Below are 19,701 nucleotides of genomic sequence, written 5' to 3'. Positions count from 1 at the left end.
TTATCTTTAATCTTCCGAATATTTGTCAATATCCTTACTCGGCTGCTTCTTCCTTTTTAGGCCAAAACTCCCTTTACAAACGCCATATAGGCAGGCAATGAAACTTCGGGTTCCTCCAGCAGATCGGGATACCATTTTTTCTCATATTCAAGCGACAACCAGCCGTCGTAACCATTTCTTTTCAAAATATGAATCATTTCCGCTACTGGCACATCACCTTCTCCGATCAGGCAAAGCTCATGGCCGAGTGGTAATAATTTGGCATCTTTTACATGCGTGTGTTTGATATATGGAGCTAATTCACGATAAGTAACTTCAGGAGCCTCTTTATTAAAATAGGGATGTCCGAAATCCCATAGGAGACCAAGAGCGCTGCTTGATGCCCCCGTCAAAATTTCCTGAACAATTGGGTAGTTGTTAATATCTCCATGTGTCTCGAGTAAGACGGTAACTTGTTTGCCTTCGGCATATTGCCCTAACTCTGTGAGTGCGGAGATTATACGCGCAATGACCTCTGCTCTGGCGTCCGTTTGAGGTACGAAGTCTCCGAATACACGAATATACGGAACCTTCAACTGCACCGCGAGGTCGATATAATCCTTGCCTTCCTGGATGGCTTGTGTCAATTTATCAGGATCATGGAAGGAGGAAGAAGCATCCAAACAACAAATTTCTAACCCTGAGCGTTCAATGTCAATAAGCGTTTGGTCAATATTTTCCGGAAGAAAAGGATGCGCCCTTGGTAAATACATCTCGCCATCAATGCCTCGAAGTTCAATCCCGTCGTAGCCCATGCGTTTGGCTTCACTCAAGGTATGCGCCCAACTCCAATTGGGAGTGGCTAAGGTTTGGAATGCAATTTTCATATCAATACCTCCGTAGTTTCATTACCTGCCATCTCAGAGTAACAAGAAGCGTACGGACTGAACATGCAGTATTTTAAGAATGATTTGCACTATTTTTGAATCATGTGATGAATCGAAAAAAAGGGCATAAAAAGACGAAGATAATGCATAGGTGAGGGCAAGGCTAAGCGATACAATGAGGCTGAGATCACAAAACTATACTCGTAGAGGGAGATTCATGCCATGAGCGCAGCAGCGAAATTAAAAGTAGGCATTGTTGGACTTGGAGCCATTGGTGGAGGCGTACATGTTCCAATTCTCAAAGAATCGGATAGGGTTGAAGTCGTTGGTGTTTGCGATACCGTCAAGGAGAAAGCGGACAAATATGGAGCTGAGTTACGAACACAAGCCTATTACCATGTCGTGGATTTATTCGATGAATCTGGGCTAGAGGCGATCATCATCGCCGTGCCACATTACGATCATACCGCGATTGCCATAGAAGCCTTCGAGAGAGGAATCCATGTGCTTTGTGAAAAGCCTATCGCTGTTCATGTCAATGATGCGAAGGCGATCATCGCTGCTTATGAGAAAGCCAAAGCGAAGAAGCCTGAACTTATTTTTGGCATCATGTTCCAAGAAAGAACGCTGCCGTTTCATCGTAAGTTGAAGGAGATCGTTGCCAGCGAAGAATTAGGCAGATTGATGCGTGTTACGTGGGTGAACACCAAATGGTTTCGCTCGCAGCTCTATTTCGATAGTGGCGATTGGCGCGCAACGTGGGCTGGTGAGGGCGGAGGCATCCTGACGAACCAGTGTCCGCATAATTTGGACTTGTACCAATGGCTGTTCGGTATGCCATCTCATGTTCATGGCTTCGCGCATATTGGGAAGTATCATAACATCGAGGTTGAGGATGAAGTGACGGCGTATTTCGAGCATGAGAATGGGATGATTGGTCATTTCATTGTAACAACGGCGGAATCACCTGGAACGAACCGGATGGAAATCGTAGGAGAGTTCGGCAACTTAATTTTTGAGAATGATAAGATCATTATTAACAAAGGCAGAGCTTCGATGATCCATCATATTCACGACACGCCGACTAAATTTGAAAATATTGAGACCTGGTATACCGAGGTTCCGGTTAAACTGAATGTGCCGCACAATCATCCTTATGTGATGGAACGTTTCATTAGCGCTATTGAGAGCGGGGATGAAAGTCTGTTAATCGCACATGGTACCGAAGGTATTAACGGATTAACGCTGGCGAACAGTATCATGTTATCTTCTTTCAATAAAACGACAATCGAGCTGCCAATCGATGCCGATGCTTATGAGTCCAAGCTCCAGCAGCTTATCAAGAGCTCTAAGTATAAGAAGAATACGATAGCTAGCGTAGTAGAGGAAGATATGTCCAGCTCCTTCTCCAAAGCGTAAAAAGTGAGGGAACTTTCTCCCTCACTTTTTCGTCTTCACCTATAAACTTTTCCTGTATTTCCCAGGAATGACGCCGGTTATCTTTTTGAACACTGTTGTAAAATACGTAGCATTCTCGAAGCCGACCATCTCAGCGATAACGAATATTTTCAGATCAGGTGACTTAAGGAGATCCTTGGATTTCTCAATCCGTACCTTCGTTAGATACTCAATAATGGTTTCATCGGTCTCCTGCTTGAAAATTTGACACATGTAAGTTGGATCGCATCCTCTGCAAGACCCGCTACTTCGATTCCAAATCTGGCCCAAGACGAACGAAATCCGCCCTACAACTTGCTAGAGCGGATTATGCATTATTTTCTACTTGTAAAGTTGACGCCATGCTTTCTCGCTAGTGCATAGAATCCATAAACAGCAGCCACAGCAATGAAATAAGAAACGAACGTCCAACCAATTGTCCAACCATGGTTATATTCAAGTTTGCCAACGAAATAAGCTATATATTCAAGGCAAGTTAGGATGAAGGCAAGTATAATCAGGACGCCAAGAGGATGCTTCCTCTTAAAATCGATCCAGTAAATGCCGACACATGCAGCCAAGGGATAGAGGCCAATGTCAAAAGGGAGCGCGGAAATCGTTTCATCATCTTCAATTTTCGGTGTGAAATCCCAAAAATCCACATGATAACCAATATCGTTAATAATCATAGAGACAATGGCGGAGATGGGGAAAATGAGTATGGCAATGGTTGGAGCTTTTTTAAACCAAGCAGCGCCAAATAACCAAGGAATAACAAAACCAATCAGGATATTTAATAAAATACGGCCCACTCCTTACCTCGTAACTATTACAAGTATGGCCCACACCTCTTGACTTAAAACCTCTTACTAAGCGAGCTCTGTTTAGTTTCCCATATTCTTACGGAAGTCACTCGTTATCACCTAACAAAAATCCAGTTTTCCGCAACATATCTTCATGTACGCGAGTGGGTTTGAGGCTTATAGTTGTATATATAAGGGATTACAAGCTCACACTTGAGGAGATGTTGAAGATGAACAAACCGAATATCATTGATACAGATGTCCATAATGCGATAGCTCATTCGAAAGATCTGCTGCCTTATCTGCCCAAAGCTTGGCATAGTTATTGGCTTTCTGCCGGACCAGGTTATGGCGGTGGTTGGCATTCTCCGGTAGGTGTGATGCGCAAAGACGCCGTGCCCGATGGTGGAGGAACTCCTGGGAGTGATCCGCATCACATGTTGAAGCATCATTTTAATAAATATGGCATTGATTACGGGATATTGACCGGCTCTGGAATATTGGGGATTTCCTTGAATCCGAATCCAGACTATGGCAATGTTGTCGCGAGTGCTTACAACGACTGGCTGGTCGAAACTTGGTTGAAGGCGAGTCCAGTATATAAAGGTTCTATTCTTATTAATCACGCGGATCCGATTGCAGCTGCGAAGGAAATTGATCGTATGGCCAAGCATCCCGACATGATACAGGTTATTATGTGCAGCGGCTCTCGCACATTGTTCGGTCAGCGCTGCTTTCATCCTATCTATGAAGCGGCAGAGCGTAATGGATTGCCAGTTGCCGTACATCCCGGTACGGAGGGTAGAGGAATTGCAGGAGCTCCGACACCATCGGGTTATCCGACATCCTATTTGGAATGGCACAATATTTTACCAATCAATTACATGTCTCATGTCAATAGCTTAGTTTGTGAAGGGGTTTTCGAGAAATTTCCTAAGCTCAAATTTGTTGCCATTGAGGGTGGATTAGCATGGCTTCCGCATCTTATGTGGCGAATGGATAAGAATTTCAAAGGACTTCGGGATTTAGTTCCTTGGCTCAAAATATTACCATCCGAATACATCAAAGATCATATTCGACTCACGACGCAACCCATCGAAGAACCAAGCAAGCCAGAGCATATTAATCAGATTTTAGATATGCTAGGGGCGGATAACATGGTTATGTTCTCATCCGATTATCCGCATTGGGATTTCGATAATCCCCAAATGGCGCTGCAACCAATTCGCAAAGACTTAAGACAACGAATTCTGGTTGATAATGCCTTGGAGTTATATGGACATGAGACCTTTCCAGCTCCGATAGCTGCATCTGTTCCTATTAGTGAGGGGGATTCCTCGCAATGAGCAAAGTAAAATCTAGATATGCAGCAGCCAGTGTCCAAGAACTTACCGAAAAAGGACGCAAGATTGTCGAAGAAAAAGGGGTCGAAATCGGTATATTCCTTGTAAATGGGAGTTACTATGCATGGCGAAATATGTGTCCTCATGGGGCTGCTCCTGTCTGTGAGGGTGTCGTGTGCGGGACTCGACTGCCCTCCTTGGTTTATGAGTACGAGTATGGCCGCGATCAGGAAATATTGCGCTGCCCGTGGCATGGCTGGGAGTTTGGTTTGATGGATGGCAAGCATTTGGTTGAATCCGGCGTGCAATTGCGAGGTTATGAGGTAGAGGTTGAAGGAAATGAGATCTATGTGCTTATCTAAATGTGGGTAAGGGGAACGAGATCTATGTACTTATTTCAATGAGTGCAAAGGTAATACGCGTAGGAGGTTCGAGCTTGGTCTCTTATATTGGCGTTACCCAGGTTGAAGCAGAAGGCAAAAAAGTACCAGAGGGAAAGCGGATTCCTATGGGCTGGAAGGCAGTTGCGATAGGTGAAACATTAGAGCAAAGTGTACGGCTTCTATGGAAGAGTGAGATTACGGGGCAGCCAGCGTGGTTGAGAATAACTGTGGCGCTTGATGTTCGTGAGGAAGTGCGCGTCGAGGCACGTTCAGCGTTGAGCGGCATAGTTATCGGGGAGTGGGACATTAGATATGCTTCTGTGTTTCAGCCGTATCAATTGTTGCTAAGTAGCGAGCAAGTTGAGCTGCTGGCAATCGAGGGCGTCGAGCTACGATTAACGCAAGGAAGCTCGCCACTTTGGATATTTAAGGAGGGGTCAGCTGAAGCGCCCTTGCTATTTCCACATCTCCTTGTCACAAAGGTAGAACCGAGTGATCCATGGCAGAGGATGTCAGCATCGCTGGCAACGCTGTCTTCCCTGCAGCCTTTTGGCTGGTTAGAAGGTTGTGTGTTAGATGGTTTACTGGATTTGGAGTCTGCATATGGTGGAGGAAAATATCTAGGGACAGCTCAGGAGCATTTACAGCTGTTCTTCGATGCGGCAGGCTCGCTTCATTATGAGAACCCACGAAGTGCACCCGTTGATGGGCGCATCTATGGTATTGAGGGAACGCTGCCCTTTGCCGCATTAGCACAACTGGATCCGAATCATCCAGCGATTGACTCAGCCATATCGTTTTGGTTATCCGAAACCTCACAGGATGGTACGATTATGGATGGTGCGATCCTCTCAGCGGAGGGCAGCTATACCATTGCCTATCCATTGGCGGTGCTGGCCAAGCTGTATAAGCGAGAAGATTTAGCCCTTTTGGCTATCCAGCAATTGGAATCTCGCCAGCAACGACTTACTTGTGGGGCAGATCTGTATCTGAGACATCACGAGGATGGTAGTCACAGCTTCGCTAATTGGTCTCGCGCTTATGCGTGGTACATGCTGGGATTAGCAAGGACGCTTCGTGTACTGTATGAATATGACGAACTTGACAGGATGTCTCTGGCAATTCAAGCGCGTATCAAAGTGCTTAAAGACGAGCTTGTTCGTATAGCAGAAGTGATTATAGGTCACCAGTCTGAAAATGGGTTATGGTATGTTTATGTGGATGACCCGCAAACAGGCGTGGAAACTTCAGGCTCTGCCGCCATTGCAGCCTCATTGGCAATTGGTGTGCAGCTAGGTATTCTTGGCGATTCCTCATTAGCAGTGAGTAAAAGAGTCAAAGACGCACTCACGCCGTATCTAACGGAAGATGGATTTCTACATGGCGTCGCCCAGAATAATAAAGGTGGAGAAGAGCTCCAGCGAAGCGGCTACCGGGTTATGTCTCAAATGGCAACAGGCCTAGCAGCACAATTGGATGCTGCTTTGTATCAGATTGAACAACACCTCGTTCAGGGGATTTCCTGAACGAGGTGTTGTTTTTGTGATGGGTTAAGAGATAGTCGGAAGAATCGACTATCTGTAGAGTGATAGGCACCTGCGGGGATGGGATAGTCGAGAAATTCGACTATCAGTGAAAAAACAAGCACAGGGCGGCCCCGTAACTCGAAAAAATCGAGTTACGGACCCGCCAGGGCCAAGAATCTCTCCCGTAACTCGAAATAATCGAGTTACGGACCCCGCCAAGACTGAGCATCAATCCTGAATGACAGATATCGTCTTTTCTCCGCCCACGTAGATGCGATTCGTGTGCGGGTTAAGCAGCAAAGACCCCGACCCAGCGCTAACTTTGAGCTTCTTGAGTGGCTTGAGACTGCTGCCGTTATAGACGATGAGTGGAACGGCACCTTTTTCGGTGGATTCAGAGACGAATAAGTGGTTTGTTCGTGGATTAATCAGCGCATCGGTAAAGGCAGGCACGGTTAACGAACCGATGACTTGGTTTGTGCGGCTGCTTACAACAAAAATCCGCCCCTTCACGGAAATTTGTGCACTTGAGATATAAAGCCGACACGTTAGCGGGTTTAGTGTAATTTCTCGTTGTCGTCTTCCGAGCAGAACCTTTCGCACACGAAGGGTACGCAAGTTCACGACGGAGCTGTATCTGCTTAAATTATTTGCGACATATAGCTGGTTCGTTTTTCGATCAAGCACAGGAGTAATTACAGGGTTTCTTCCGACTTTACGTGTCGCGATAATCCTATTGGTGTCTCCTCGGATCACAGCTAATGTATCCGTCGTTGTGTTGGTTACGTAGATCCGATTCGTTACAGCATTGACTAGTATTTGCGAAGGGCGTCCTTGGAATGGAATGGTGCGGTGTACGTTATTCGTAGCGCCATTCAGCACGACGAGATTGGCATTTCGGGAGCGTAAAGAGATCGTTGAAACATAGATTAGATTCGTACGCGTGTTAACCGCTAGATAATCGCTGCGTTCACCAACTTTAATGGTAGAAATAACACGGTTTGTACGTCCGTTGACAACGGAAACGGTACCATCATAAAAATTGGATACATAGATGCGATTTGTACGTGTATTGATAGCCATATTGTATGGCAATTTACCAATGGTAATTGTCGTTATGACCTTGTTAGTTACTGTATCCAGAACACCGAGGCGGTTGTCACCTTGAATAAAATATAGCCGATTCGTTAAAGGATTAATGGCGAAGTATAGGGCAGGACTTTTGACAGGAATAGTTGCAATCAAGCGTGGCATGGTCGATGAGATTTTCGGCTTTGAAACGCGTACGGCTTTACGGATTATCATAAAAGTACCCCTTCCCCAAGACATATGGTACTGCTATCATATTCAGTATCAGGCTAATGGGAACTGCTAGACGCGAGTTAGGACAGCGGGGCACAACTTTCGAACCTTTATAGCGTCAAACATGCATGACAACGATTACATACCCATCTCTGAGGAGGCATGGAAATGATACATCACTATGATGGAATTGAACGTATCGGGGACATACAAGCTAATCTAGGCGAAGGTCCCGTCTGGGACCACACGACAGGGCAGCTCGTATGGGTTGATATTAATGGACAAGCCGTACATTTGTATAATCCCGCTGATGGAAACAATCGCACAATTCGATTAGATCAAAAGATAGGCGCCGCTGTTCCAAGACAGCATGGTGGCATGGTTCTTGCTTTGCAGCGAGGTTTTCATCTTCTAGATATGGATACCGAGACAGCAACCCCCCTTGTAGATCCAGAGAGTCAATTACTTAACAATCGGTTTAATGATGGCAAATGTGATCGCGCCGGCAGGTTCTGGGCAGGTACGATGGCGCAGAATGAATCAGCGCCAACAGGCTCACTCTATTGCCTGGATACCGATGGTACCGTTCGAACCGTTGAGGATGGCTGTATTACCGTATCCAATGGGTTAGGCTGGAGTCCCGATAACACGATTATGTATTACATTGATTCGCCGACGAAAAAAGTAGTAGCTTATGACTACAATGGAGAAACAGGCGACATCTCCAATCCGCGTACCGTTGTTACTATAGCCGAAGACGAAGGTTTTCCAGATGGGATGGCTGTGGATAACGAAGGCATGTTATGGGTTGCGCAATGGGGAGGCTGGCAGGTAGGGCGTTATAACCCGGTGACAGGTGAGAAAATAGGCTCAATCGCTGTCCCTGTGGAGAGGACAAGTTCTTGTGCATTTGGCGGAGAGCACATGGATGAATTGTATATTACCACGGCTAGTGTAGGTGTTAGCGAAGAGGATCGAGAGAATCAACCCCATGCGGGAAGTTTGTTTCGGATAAAGTTAGATGTGAAAGGCCCTCAGGCAAATTTTTACGGTGGTTAACGACCTAGGTATACGTATAAGAAGCTAAGTTGCAGGTTGCGCTTGGCTTCTTCTTCATTTGTTCCCTGGTATGCTCCTCATGCAGAATACTGCTTTCGGAACCGTAGCGGCGAGAGGCCGATAGCCCCTTTGAAACAATTAGAGAAGTAAGGCGCATTAAGAAAACCGACATGCTCCGCGATTCGCGCAATGGACCACTCTGTTTTGATAAGCAGTAGCTTCGCCTGCTCGATTCGGTAGTCGTGCAGATAGGCCATTGGCGTGCAATCATAGATTTCTTTCATACATCTGACAATATAGTTGGGATGAAAATGAAATTCTTCAGCGAGTGAGCTATTCGTCACATCAGATTGATAATGCTGGCGTAAATACGTCTCGACTTTGTCTGCCAGCAGCTGAGCAGGAGACGCATCGCTGCGAGAATGTCCAGCATCAAGCAGACGCAGCAATTCCATGAAGAGTTGCTGTTCACTCCAATACGTCTCTGAACGGTGATGAGCCGAGTCAGTCAATAATTTGCGAAGATGTCGCTCGGCAAGCGTGAATTCGGTTGGATTACCATATTGCGGGAGGCGAATCCGATACGGATTTTCCCAAGCATTGCGAACTTGTTGTCCGTAAATAGCCCCGAGATCCCCATCTGTAGTTTGGTGCCAAGCACCTTGAAAGTCGAAATGAATCCAATAGAAAATGGTTTCAACGTCACAACCTTTAACAGGAAAATGGTAGCGATCCGGCAGTAATAGTAGCGTTTGCCCCTCGGATACCTCCCACTCTTTATCGTCTTCACCGATATATAAGGTTCCTTTGGTCACCCAGAGCAGATCGAAAATGCCTAAATTGCGTCGGCTCGGATGCATTTCACCTGGACGGTAGGTAGAGAAACCTATCGTTATGTAGTAGGGAAGGGGTGGTAATTCCATCCAAATATAACCCAATTCACTCATCGTTTTCCCCCCATAAACCTGTGTTAAATTTTATATAAATCTGGTTGGATTCATTTATATTTTCTCTTTATTTATAAGGATAAACTGTATGTAGTTGATAATCAAATGTTATATAAAATAAAACGACAAGAGGAGATTCTACATATGATGAATTTCACGAGCAAACAGGCAACGAACAACAAGGTACGCATACAGGATTCATTTTGGGATCCATTTATGGAACTAGTACGAGGAACTGTAATTCCGTATCAATGGGATGCTTTGAATGACGCAATCGAAGGTGTAGAGCCCAGCTATGCTATACGCAATTTCAGGATTGCCGCAGGGCTCGAAGATGGAGAGTTTGGCGGATTCATTTTTCAGGATAGCGACCTTGCCAAGTGGCTCGAAGCAGTGGGGTATTCTCTGGCGAATACGCCAGACCCTACCTTGGAACAAACAGCGGATGAGGTCATTGAACTCATTGCCAAAGCACAGCATGAGAACGGTTATTTAAATACGTATTTTACGATAAAAAAACCAGGTGAGGCATGGACGAATTTGTATGAAGCTCATGAATTGTATTGTGCTGGTCACATGATGGAGGCGGCTGTTGCTTACTATGATGCGACGGGCAAAAGAAAACTGCTAGATGTCATGTGTAAATTCGCTGACTATATCGAGACCATCTTCGGTCGTGATCCTGGACAAATCCGAGGCTACGACGGACATCAAGAAGTCGAACTTGCACTCATTAAACTTGCTCGAGCTACAGGGGAAGACCGCTATGTGAAACTAGCCCAATTCTTCATTGATGAGCGAGGTACGGAACCGAACTTTCTCGTTGAAGAATGTAAAGAAAGAGATGGCTTCAGCTATTGGACGCAAAAGAAACAACCGATTCCGACCGTAGCACAGATGGCGTACAACCAAGCGCATAAGCCAGTACGCGAACAGGACGTGGCCATCGGTCACTCGGTGCGAGCTGTTTACATGTACACAGCAATGGCTGATCTTGCCAGATTAACCGCGGATGATTCCTTGGCTGCGGCTTGTCGCCGTCTGTGGGATAACACAACCAAGAAGCAGATGTACATCACTGGTGGAATAGGCTCAACACATCATGGGGAAGCCTTCACGTTCGATTATGATATGCCCAACGATACGGTTTACGCGGAAACATGTGCTTCAATCGGCCTCATCTTCTTTGCTCAGCGTATGCTGCAGCTAGAAGCGAAAAGTGAGTATGCGGATGTCATGGAGCGTGCGCTGTATAACAATGTCATTGGCAGCATGTCACAAGACGGCAAGCATTACTTCTATGTGAATCCGCTGGAAGTTTGGCCGAAGGCTTCAGAACTCAATCCTGGTCGTCATCATGTTAAAGCAGAACGGCAGAAGTGGTTCGGATGCTCATGCTGTCCTCCGAATGTGGCACGTCTGCTAAGTTCATTAAACAGCTATATTTACACATCGACGCCATCGGACAATACGGTCTACGCACATCTGTTTATTGGTAGTGAGGCTCGCTTTCAACTTGCCGTTGGCGAAGTTGTTATGACACAACAGTCCAAGCTTCCCTGGGAAGGTTATGTCCGAATAGAGCTAACTATAGTACCGCAAGAAACGTTTACACTAGCGCTGCGCATCCCGTCTTGGAGCCAAAGGAGAGCTGTCATGAAAATCAACGGTGCGTTGACGACGTACGATATCGTAAATGGCTATGCCACAGTTGACAGACAATGGACGCAAGGTGACATCGTGGAGTGGGAACTTGCGCTAGAAGCTCAGCTGACCATCGCTCACCCCGAGATTCGAGCGAATGCTGGTAAAGTTGCGATTGAACGAGGGCCACTCGTTTATTGTCTGGAAGAAGTGGATAATGGCACTCCTCTCGCCTCCATTTCAATTGATGTGGGGCAGAAGTTACAAGCGAATTGTGAGCCGAATTTGCTAGGTGGTGCCGTCGTGATTGGAACAGAGGGCTATGCCAATGCGTCCACTTCGTGGGCGGATGATTCGCCGTACCGTCCATTCACTTCACAGCAGATGTTAGAGCGAGTGAAGCTGAAGGCTGTGCCCTATTATCTCTGGGGCAACCGAGGTGTTGGCGAGATGTCAGTCTGGATTCGCAAAGGCGGCGTGTAACCCTTGTGAAAGTTAGGAGTCCTTCGGATCTGATCCGAGGGGCTTTTTGCTGCGAGAAGTGAAGAGTCAACGGCTAACAGGGGAGTGTGAAAAACACCATATTTACATTGGTTATAACACGTGTTATATTTTGGGTAGAGGTGCTATTAATTTGTCTATGAAAAGAGTAACAAGCTTCGATGTAGCCAAGCGAGCAGGGGTTTCACGCAGTGTGGTTTCAGCCGTTCTTAACGATACACCAGGCATTGGTGTTAGTAAGGAGAAGCGGGAAGCGGTCCTTGAAGCCATCCGCGAGCTCAACTATCATGTCGATGCAAGGGCGAGCGGTATGAAGACAGGGAAGAGCTTCTGTATCGCTGCATTTGGGAATACGCGCAATCCATTGTTTCTGCAGGTACTCGAAGGAATTCAACGAGCATGTACAGAGTATGGGTATCATATTTTGCTTAGTGGAGATCCCAGTATGGATCTGAGCAAGCTGGCTGATTTCTATTTGCAGCGGAGAATTGATGGTATTATTTCACTGGATGCATTAAACACAGTTGACGAAGGTTGGGTTACTCAAAGCAATCAGTTCGGTATTCCATTCGTTTCGATCGAAGGTTATGCTGAGCAATCAGAGGTCGTTTCGATTCTCGTAGATTACAAGCAAAGTGTATATCAGGCTTTGACGTATATGCATAACCGAGAGGGTATTCAACCGATCTATGTTATTTTTAGAAACGAGCATGATATCGAAAATTGGGCAGAACGTGACCGTAGAGAAGCCTATTTAACTTGGTGCGAGCAAAATGCGAGGAATCCCATTGTCCGTGTTATTACGTTGGACGATGAACCTGCGATCACGGAGTTGCTGCAGGAAGTATCGACAGATATAAGCGAGGGTGTCCCTTCCTTATTAGTCAACTGGTCTGTGGCTGTCCCTCTGATGTATCGGAAAGCACATGAACTTCGTCTGCGAATCGGAGAAGATATTCTGCTTACGAGCGCGGATAATACCATGCGTAATAATCAAGCCATGCTCCCGATCTTGACTGTCATGGATATCCCTTATGTCCGTATGGGAGAGATGGCAGTTCATGCTTTGAATGAACAAATGAATGGAGTTAAAGCACCAACCATGGCTACAAAACTATGGGTCGAAGCAGAGCTTCAGCCTGGTGAAAGCAGTTAAAGAAGAACTGCTGTCGTCAGGTCTTTTTTTAGAGTGGTATAACACGTGTTATATAAAAAGGAGAGCGCACATGATGTTCTGGACAATTGACAAATTAACCAAGAGATTGAGCGAATTAGCCTCGTATCGGTATCGCGAAAGCCAAACCATTGCAACATTTAGCTTCCAAGTGGATGAGCAGAAGGAAAATGGTGTCCGCGAGCCCAATTCCAATGAATGGAGCGAAATCAGCGTAGGGGATCGTTGGCAAGGACGTGACCGGTATGTGTGGCTCAAGCAAAAGATAACGATTCCTGCTGAATGGAGGGGGCAGACCCCGCTAGGTTTATTTGATTTTGGAAAGACGGGACCCGGCAATAATTCGGGATTTGAATCGTTGTTGTTTGTGAACGGTCAGCCGTATCAAGGCGTTGACTCCAATCATACGGAAGTATTTTTCCCAGAAGAGCTAATTGGATCAGAGGTTGAATTGTTATTTCGGTTATGGTCGGGACTGGAAGGCGGCGGTGTACCGAAGGACCAAGTCCATGAGCTCCTTAGAGCGGAGATTGCTGTATTAGATGAAGCGACAGATGATTTGTACTACACGGGCCGAGCTATTCTGGAAACTGTAAAGCTGCTTAACGAGAACCAAGCAGAACGTCAGGAGTTGCTGAAGGCGATCGATCGCGCGTTTTTGAAACTCGATTGGTCCCGTCCAGGTTCGGAGACGTTCTATGCCTCTATACGTGAGGCTCAGACTTTCTTGGCAGGTGAAGCAGCTGGCTGGGAGCAACGACATACCGTCACAGTGCGCTGTATTGGGCATACCCATATCGATGTTGCATGGTTATGGCGATTAACACATACACGAGAGAAGTCGGCCAGATCTTTTTCCACAGTCCTGCGGTTAATGGAGAAATATCCTGAGTATGTGTTTCTTCAAACACAACCGCAGCTATATGAATACATCAAGAACGACTATCCAGACATCTATGAGCAAATGAAGAAAAGAATCGAAGAAGGGCGCTGGGAAGCTGGCGGCGCGATGTGGTTGGAAGCAGATTGCAATCTGACGAGCGGGGAATCTTTGGTTCGACAGCTGCTCTATGGTACACAATTCCTACGGAGCGAATTTGGTGTCGAGTGTAAATATTTGTGGCTGCCTGATGTGTTTGGCTATAGCTGGGCATTGCCGCAAATTCTACAAAAGTCAGGGATTAACACCTTTATGACGACCAAAATCAGCTGGAACCAATACAATCGCATGCCGCACGATACGTTTCAGTGGCGAGGGATGGATGGGACAGAGGTTCTTACCCATTTCGTCACAACACCGGAAGTACCAGGTTCGACAGTCTGGTGGTACACGTATAATGGCGCGGTTGAGCCTTTTTCAGTCAAAGGCATCTGGGATACGTATCGTGATAAAGAAGTGAATCAAGAGTTGCTATTATCCTATGGCTATGGTGATGGCGGCGGTGGTGTGAATCGGGATATGTTAGAAATGAGACGCCGCTTGGAGAACATGCCAGGTTTGCCGAAGGTCGTTACGGGCCGAGTCGATGAGTATTTTGAAAAGTTGAATGAGACGGTGAAAACGACAGATAGTTACGTGCATACATGGGATGGGGAGTTGTATCTCGAGTACCACCGTGGCACCTACACCAGTCAGGCTTATAATAAACGGATGAACCGCAAATTAGAGCTGCTGTACAGGGAAGCGGAATGGCTGCAAGTTGTGCAAGCTGTCGTGGGCGCGGATTGGCGTCAATATCCAAGTAATGACCTGTACGAAGGCTGGAAAATCGTGCTGCGCAATCAGTTCCACGATATCATTCCGGGTTCTTCCATCCCTGAGGTATATGAAGATTCACGGTTGGAGTATGCCGAAGCCGAACAGATTGGTCGAAAAGCCATTCATGGGGCAGCTGCCGAGCTCATCTCTACCTCCAATACGGAACAGAAGACGTTTACGATATGGAATAGTGCTTCTTTTGCCAGAGAAGAAATCGTGGTTATTCCTGTGAGTGAGGTTGGGACGCAAGGGCAGTGGGTTGATTGTGCTGGGCAGGTGTTGTCTTCACAACTAGAAGGGGATCAATGGTTAGTGCTTGTTTCGCAAGTACCGTCACTCGGATGGAGCACCATTGCTTTCCAAGAGGCAGCAGCGGCTATAGTGAGCTCAACTAGCTTTGAAACGGGCTCAATCGCTCAAGGTATTTCGACTCCTTTCTATGAGATACGTTGGAACGAAACAGGCCAATTACTAAGCATTTGGGATAAAGCGAGTGAGCGGGAGGTTCTGGCTGAAGGCGAACGCGGCAATGTGCTGCAAGTGTTTGAGGATAAGCCGAAGGACTTTGAGGCGTGGGATATTGATATTTTTTATCAGGAAAAAATGCGTGAAGTCACGGCTCTGAAATCCGTTAGCTTGGCCGAAAATGGACCGCTGCGTGCGGTTGTGGTGTTTGAGTGGTCCTATATGGACTCAACGATTCAACAGGAAATGATCGTTTATGCGGATAGCAGACGGATAGATTTTGCTACAAAAGTAGACTGGCGAGAACGCCAACAACTGCTCAAAGTTGCTTTTCCTGTGTCCGTTCGGTCCACGGAAGCTACGTATGATATTCAATTCGGGAATGTGAAACGGCCTACGCATTGGAATACAAGTTGGGATTATGCACGTTTTGAAAGTGTCGGTCATCAATGGGTCGATTTGTCTGAGCGTGGCTATGGGGTTAGTTTGCTAAATGATTGCAAATACGGTCATGACATCAAGGATCATACGATTCGTCTATCGCTGATTAAATCTGCGACCTATCCCGATCCGCATGCCGATCAAGGTGCTCACGAGTTTACGTATGCATTGCTGCCGCACCAAGGGGACTGGGTAGAAGGGGAGACGGTGAAAGAAGCGTGGGCGCTGAACAATCCGCTGCATTACTCAGTTGGACGCACATCGGTGGATGCGCAATCGTTGTTCCATCTTTCCTCGGAGCATGTTCTTGTGGATGCGGTTAAAAAAGCGGAAGACAGCGACGCACTAATCGTACGTCTCCACGAATATACGGGATCACGACATAGCGTTACCCTTACTAGTGATTATTCCGTGAAGACATGGCAGGAGTGCGATCTTATGGAGAGACCCGTCGGTGAAGTAATCGAAGGGGACAGGATAGAGATGTTTATTAAACCTTATGAAATTCGTACGTTTAAAGTGACTCTGTAAATATGATGGAGAGGCAGTCCGAGTAGATGGTTCTACTTTTGGGACTGCCTTTTTTTGATTCAGTATTGTAGACTACCTAGCTATAGGGGACGGCTACTACTTACTCCCTCCTATGGAAAATTGATGGATTCTATACAGTTAAATCATTCGATTTATGGAGCAAATGCAAACTAGATGGAAAAACGCCAGTTAATTTCTATGATTTGAAGAAATCTTAACGAAATGGGCAGAATTAGCTGTATAATTTCCATTTAAATGTAAATCTGGCCGGCTACAATCTTACTCCACATGCTCAGGCCTTCCAGCCAGCCAATCCGCCAACGTAGCTACACGTGTAGGATGTTGGTGGCTTCTTGCTAAGAAGCCGATGCCATGTTGGATCATGGGATCTTGATCAGTCGGTTGATAGCGAAGGTCCACACTCCAACGAACCGTATCGGACATATTCGGTGTGGACATGTGAAGGCAACGATCGTTGAACAAAATTGCGCTTCCGGCAGGTACGGGCAGGGCAACGGTTTCTGTTTTGCCAAGTTGACTGTCTTTGAGTGCGGTATAGCCTGTACCTGTGTGGGTTTCGCGATGCCACTTGAGTACACGTTTGCGATGTGTCTGAGGTTTGATATGCAGGCAGCCATTCACCTCATTCGCGTCGACAAGCGGAATCCAGACGGTAATAACAGGATTCGCATTCGCATCCGGCCAATAGGATTTATCTTGATGCCAAGGTACTGCGCCAGCAGCTACTTTGGGGACCTTCGGGCGCACGTTGTAGACGGGATTTGCGAAAAGCTCTCCGCCAATTAATGATTCTACGGCATCCAGTATTTTGGGATTGCTCATCAAGGTGAAGTAACCAGGGATGCGGTCACGCCAGCTTCGGCCATATTTTAGGAAGATTTCGGCAGACAGATCCTGGAATAGCTCGGCTAAGCGATTGGGAAAGGGACGGTCTTCAAGCTTATCTGTAATGAGTCCATCCGCGAACAGTTCGTCCGCAATCATCGATACCTTCTCAGTCATCGCTTCACGAGCTGAGGCCAAGTCTTCTTCAGACAATAACTGGGGAATGATCAGATACCCCTGTTCCTCATAAAACTTCGACTGTTCGGTAGTTAAACTTCCGCTTCTAGTTTGCTTAATCAATCTACTCACCCTCCAATATGTGTTGTAATATAGAAAATATAACACTTGGATCGGTCGTTGTATTTGCTTCTGCGTTCGTCTGTTGATCAATTCTTCCGGTCATTCATTTCGCCAAATTATTTCCGATTGTGAGGGTTACTATGACTTCCTTGACGGCTGTTAATCCCTATGTAAGAGTGGGACATTATTATCAATTTCCAGTCGAACGCAATCAGGCTGAGGTTGGCAGAATTGGATATTGCTATGCGTTTCATTTCGTTGCTGGAGGCAAAGGGTCGGTTTCCACCGAGGGGAAAACATATCCTGTGAAAAAGGGTGATCTAATCTATTTGCCACCTGAAGTGGGACACTCTTTTTATGCCAATCCCGATCATCCGCTAGCTACCTATAACCTGTATTGTGATCTCTGGAATTATCAATTGAGAAGCAGTCAACATCTCGTGTGGAATGAGTCTGACTTTAAGCGAGAGTTGTTAACACAGATTGTCCCTTGCGCTGAATTGGCGATGCTGCCTGTCGTTACACCTATCCAGCATGATGCTTCACTTGGTCAATTATTTATTCATGCCGTATCCCAGTCGAGAAGAAGCGACCACTACTCCGAGTTAATCGTAAGCAATCTCCTCAAAGCATTTCTTCTCGCTCTTGTACAAATGGCTTCAAAGCCACAATTCATCGATTACCGCATGATTCCAATTATCGAGCGCATGGATAGGGAGGCGAACGCAAGTCGAGGTTATGACGAATGGATGAGCCAATGTGGGCTTCGCAAAACGCAATTTCATGAGCTGTTTAAACAAGCAACAGGGATCTCACCGAAAGCATACTGGACCCAAGCCATTATGAGGCAAGTCGAGGCTGCCCTGTGGGAAAGTAACCGTTCGATTACATCTATTGCGGAGGATTTCGGGTACTCATCGGTCCATCATTTTACCAAACAATTCACACAATTTCACGGTGTATCTCCAACGGAGTTTCGTAGGAGGAAGGGGTAATTGGAAAACTGCAAATGCAGTCCATACTACTGCTTCATTGGACTACCGCGACGTTTACCCATGGAAAAAATAGAGCCTGCTTGCCAATTATATGATGTCATTTAACACATTTGGCATTCGCGTTGGTCTGTCGAGCGTTCAATCAGTGTTTAAATTCACATGAAAATAGGTTATGATAGGGAATGAAATCATAATAGAAAGTGGGATCCATAGTGGGACGTAAGTGGAATAACATAAAAGAGAAGAAAGCTTCAAACGATGCAAGTACCAGTCGCGTGTACGCGAAGTTCGGCTTAGAAATTTATGTAGCGGCACGTAAAGGTGAGCCTGACCCGGAATCGAACCGTGCGTTGAAAGTCGTTCTTGAGCGCGCCAAAACGTATAACGTTCCGAAAGCGATCATTGATCGCGCGATTAATAAAGCTAAAGGCAGCTCCGATGAAATCTATGAAGAGCTTCGTTATGAAGGTTTTGGACCCAATGGTTCCATGGTTATTGTGGACACGCTGACGAATAACGTTAACCGCACCGCTTCAAGTGTTCGTGCCGCATTCAGTAAAAATGGCGGTAACATGGGAGTAACGGGTTCAGTAGCTTACATGTTCGATGCGACAGCGGCGATCGGTATTGAAGATAAAAGCATGGATGAGATCATGGAGATTCTCATGGAAGCAGATGTGAACGTTCGTGATCTTCTTGAAGAAGAAGACATGATCATGGTGTATGCGGAGCCAGAAGAGTTCCACGCCGTTCAAGAGGCGCTCAAGCAAGCTGGCATCACGGAATTCGCAGTTGCTGAGTTGACGATGATTGCACAGAACAACGTGACGTTATCCGATGACGCACAAGTCCAATTCGACAAAATGATTGACGCATTGGAAGATTTAGAAGATGTTCAGCAAGTGTATCATAACGTGGAATAGAAATACGGAATTAAAGATAGAGGAAGTAGCTTGGATCTGAGATCTAAGCTGCTTCTTTTTCGTTTCAGTTAGATGGAGAATCAGTAAAAATAGATACATAAAATCCATTTAATTTGTTTGTGGCGGTTGAGAAAGGTTTGATTTGTCGCTGTTGTGGTTGAGGTAGAAGTAGAAGTAGAAGTAGAAGTAGAAGTAGAAAAGTAGTAGAAGGTAGAAGGTAGAAGGTAAGAGGTGAAAGTAGAAGTAGAGCAAGTATGCTCTTGAGTAGCTGAAATTTCAATTAAATGAAAAATCTACAGTTAATCCTGCCGTTTTCCATTGGTTTTAGTGAATAGATGGAAAATGTACAGCTGCGTGCCTAGCTAAGCTAGGTACATCTAACCGATGAAAGTTCGGTCGGGGTAAGGACCAAGCCGCCCCGTAGCTAGCAGACAGACATTGGCGAAATCCAATGGC

At 46.1% G+C, this 19,701-nt stretch carries 16 protein-coding genes; 10 read left to right on the top strand and 6 right to left on the bottom strand.

Annotated features, from left to right (window positions below; translation table 11 throughout):
- Positions 1-56 precede the first annotated feature (56 nt).
- Complete coding sequence (locus AC58PV_RS32115; RefSeq protein ID WP_497437051.1) at positions 57-866, bottom strand: sugar phosphate isomerase/epimerase family protein; 810 nt, start codon at positions 864-866, stop codon at positions 57-59.
- Positions 867-1,088: 222 nt separating this feature from the next.
- On the opposite strand from AC58PV_RS32115, the gene AC58PV_RS32110 reads away from it, so the two are divergent.
- Positions 1,089-2,285, top strand: a complete 1,197-nt coding sequence (locus AC58PV_RS32110; protein ID WP_497437050.1) for a Gfo/Idh/MocA family protein — start codon at positions 1,089-1,091, stop codon at positions 2,283-2,285.
- A gap of 39 nt (positions 2,286-2,324) precedes the next feature.
- On the opposite strand, the gene AC58PV_RS32105 is transcribed toward AC58PV_RS32110, so the two are convergent.
- Together AC58PV_RS32105 and AC58PV_RS32100 are read right to left on the bottom strand one after the other, a co-directional pair.
- On the bottom strand, positions 2,325-2,594 hold the full coding sequence (locus AC58PV_RS32105; protein WP_497437048.1) for a helix-turn-helix domain-containing protein: 270 nt from the start codon (positions 2,592-2,594) through the stop codon (positions 2,325-2,327).
- A 44-nt stretch (positions 2,595-2,638) separates the two neighbouring features.
- Positions 2,639-3,115: a CBO0543 family protein gene (locus AC58PV_RS32100; RefSeq protein ID WP_497437047.1), complete on the bottom strand. Its 477-nt coding sequence runs from the start codon at positions 3,113-3,115 to the stop codon at positions 2,639-2,641.
- A gap of 221 nt (positions 3,116-3,336) precedes the next feature.
- On the opposite strand from AC58PV_RS32100, the gene AC58PV_RS32095 reads away from it, so the two are divergent.
- The 3 genes from AC58PV_RS32095 to AC58PV_RS32085 all read left to right on the top strand — a co-directional run bounded on the left by AC58PV_RS32095 (position 3,337) and on the right by AC58PV_RS32085 (position 6,358).
- Positions 3,337-4,452: an amidohydrolase family protein gene (locus AC58PV_RS32095; protein ID WP_497437046.1), complete on the top strand. Its 1,116-nt coding sequence runs from the start codon at positions 3,337-3,339 to the stop codon at positions 4,450-4,452.
- Complete coding sequence (locus tag AC58PV_RS32090; RefSeq protein WP_497437045.1) at positions 4,449-4,811, top strand: Rieske (2Fe-2S) protein; 363 nt, start codon at positions 4,449-4,451, stop codon at positions 4,809-4,811. The genes AC58PV_RS32095 and AC58PV_RS32090 overlap by 4 nt, the downstream gene beginning before the upstream one ends.
- 74 nt (positions 4,812-4,885) lie before the next feature.
- Positions 4,886-6,358 (top strand): glycoside hydrolase family 88 protein, encoded by a 1,473-nt coding sequence (locus tag AC58PV_RS32085; protein WP_497437043.1) that lies wholly within the window; start codon positions 4,886-4,888, stop codon positions 6,356-6,358.
- A 228-nt stretch (positions 6,359-6,586) separates the two neighbouring features.
- Here AC58PV_RS32085 and AC58PV_RS32080 read toward each other — a convergent pair whose 3' ends face one another.
- A complete protein-coding gene (locus AC58PV_RS32080; protein ID WP_497437042.1) occupies positions 6,587-7,663 on the bottom strand; it encodes a YncE family protein in 1,077 nt (358 codons plus the stop codon).
- A 165-nt stretch (positions 7,664-7,828) separates the two neighbouring features.
- Between AC58PV_RS32080 and AC58PV_RS32075 the strand changes: the two genes are divergently transcribed.
- Positions 7,829-8,719 (top strand): SMP-30/gluconolactonase/LRE family protein, encoded by an 891-nt coding sequence (locus AC58PV_RS32075; protein WP_497437041.1) that lies wholly within the window; start codon positions 7,829-7,831, stop codon positions 8,717-8,719.
- A gap of 77 nt (positions 8,720-8,796) precedes the next feature.
- Here the strand turns inward: AC58PV_RS32075 and AC58PV_RS32070 are convergent, their stop codons facing one another.
- Complete coding sequence (locus AC58PV_RS32070) at positions 8,797-9,666, bottom strand: helix-turn-helix transcriptional regulator (protein ID WP_497437040.1); 870 nt, start codon at positions 9,664-9,666, stop codon at positions 8,797-8,799.
- A 144-nt stretch (positions 9,667-9,810) separates the two neighbouring features.
- Here AC58PV_RS32070 and AC58PV_RS32065 point away from each other — a divergent pair, with 144 nt between their 5' ends.
- From AC58PV_RS32065 to AC58PV_RS32055, 3 genes are all read left to right on the top strand, one after another.
- Complete coding sequence (locus AC58PV_RS32065) at positions 9,811-11,793, top strand: glycoside hydrolase family 127 protein (RefSeq protein ID WP_497437038.1); 1,983 nt, start codon at positions 9,811-9,813, stop codon at positions 11,791-11,793.
- Positions 11,794-11,950: 157 nt separating this feature from the next.
- On the top strand, positions 11,951-12,967 hold the full coding sequence (locus tag AC58PV_RS32060) for a LacI family DNA-binding transcriptional regulator (RefSeq protein ID WP_497437091.1): 1,017 nt from the start codon (positions 11,951-11,953) through the stop codon (positions 12,965-12,967).
- A gap of 73 nt (positions 12,968-13,040) precedes the next feature.
- Positions 13,041-16,181 carry an alpha-mannosidase gene (locus tag AC58PV_RS32055; RefSeq protein WP_497437089.1) on the top strand — a complete coding sequence of 1,047 codons (3,141 nt, stop codon included), beginning with the start codon at positions 13,041-13,043 and terminating at the stop codon, positions 16,179-16,181.
- A gap of 279 nt (positions 16,182-16,460) precedes the next feature.
- On the opposite strand, the gene AC58PV_RS32050 is transcribed toward AC58PV_RS32055, so the two are convergent.
- Positions 16,461-17,327 carry a phytanoyl-CoA dioxygenase family protein gene (locus tag AC58PV_RS32050; RefSeq protein ID WP_497437037.1) on the bottom strand — a complete coding sequence of 289 codons (867 nt, stop codon included), beginning with the start codon at positions 17,325-17,327 and terminating at the stop codon, positions 16,461-16,463.
- Positions 17,328-17,467: 140 nt separating this feature from the next.
- On the opposite strand from AC58PV_RS32050, the gene AC58PV_RS32045 reads away from it, so the two are divergent.
- Both AC58PV_RS32045 and AC58PV_RS32040 read left to right on the top strand, forming a co-directional pair.
- Positions 17,468-18,322 carry an AraC family transcriptional regulator gene (locus AC58PV_RS32045; protein WP_497437035.1) on the top strand — a complete coding sequence of 285 codons (855 nt, stop codon included), beginning with the start codon at positions 17,468-17,470 and terminating at the stop codon, positions 18,320-18,322.
- Positions 18,323-18,534: 212 nt separating this feature from the next.
- Positions 18,535-19,245: a YebC/PmpR family DNA-binding transcriptional regulator gene (locus AC58PV_RS32040; protein WP_068665348.1), complete on the top strand. Its 711-nt coding sequence runs from the start codon at positions 18,535-18,537 to the stop codon at positions 19,243-19,245.
- Positions 19,246-19,701: the final 456 nt, after the last annotated feature.

It is taken from the genome of Paenibacillus sp. J22FR83 (assembly GCF_059691955.1).
Note: the sequence above shows the minus strand (reverse complement) of the source record. Positions and strands in the feature narration are given on the sequence as shown.

What these genes read in the sequence shown, in the direction of transcription:
- AC58PV_RS32095 (WP_497437046.1), top strand. Translation starts at nt 3,337, where the DNA reads ATGAACAAACCGAATATCATTGATACAGATGTCCATAATGCGATAGCT.
- AC58PV_RS32045 (WP_497437035.1), top strand. Translation starts at nt 17,468, where the DNA reads ATGACTTCCTTGACGGCTGTTAATCCCTATGTAAGAGTGGGACATTAT.
- AC58PV_RS32065 (WP_497437038.1), top strand. Translation starts at nt 9,811, where the DNA reads ATGATGAATTTCACGAGCAAACAGGCAACGAACAACAAGGTACGCATA.
- AC58PV_RS32070 (WP_497437040.1), bottom strand. Translation starts at nt 9,666, where the DNA reads ATGAGTGAATTGGGTTATATTTGGATGGAATTACCACCCCTTCCCTAC.
- AC58PV_RS32055 (WP_497437089.1), top strand. Translation starts at nt 13,041, where the DNA reads ATGTTCTGGACAATTGACAAATTAACCAAGAGATTGAGCGAATTAGCC.
- AC58PV_RS32080 (WP_497437042.1), bottom strand. Translation starts at nt 7,663, where the DNA reads ATGATAATCCGTAAAGCCGTACGCGTTTCAAAGCCGAAAATCTCATCG.
- AC58PV_RS32090 (WP_497437045.1), top strand. Translation starts at nt 4,449, where the DNA reads ATGAGCAAAGTAAAATCTAGATATGCAGCAGCCAGTGTCCAAGAACTT.
- AC58PV_RS32115 (WP_497437051.1), bottom strand. Translation starts at nt 866, where the DNA reads ATGAAAATTGCATTCCAAACCTTAGCCACTCCCAATTGGAGTTGGGCG.
- AC58PV_RS32110 (WP_497437050.1), top strand. Translation starts at nt 1,089, where the DNA reads ATGAGCGCAGCAGCGAAATTAAAAGTAGGCATTGTTGGACTTGGAGCC.
- AC58PV_RS32075 (WP_497437041.1), top strand. Translation starts at nt 7,829, where the DNA reads ATGATACATCACTATGATGGAATTGAACGTATCGGGGACATACAAGCT.
- AC58PV_RS32060 (WP_497437091.1), top strand. Translation starts at nt 11,951, where the DNA reads ATGAAAAGAGTAACAAGCTTCGATGTAGCCAAGCGAGCAGGGGTTTCA.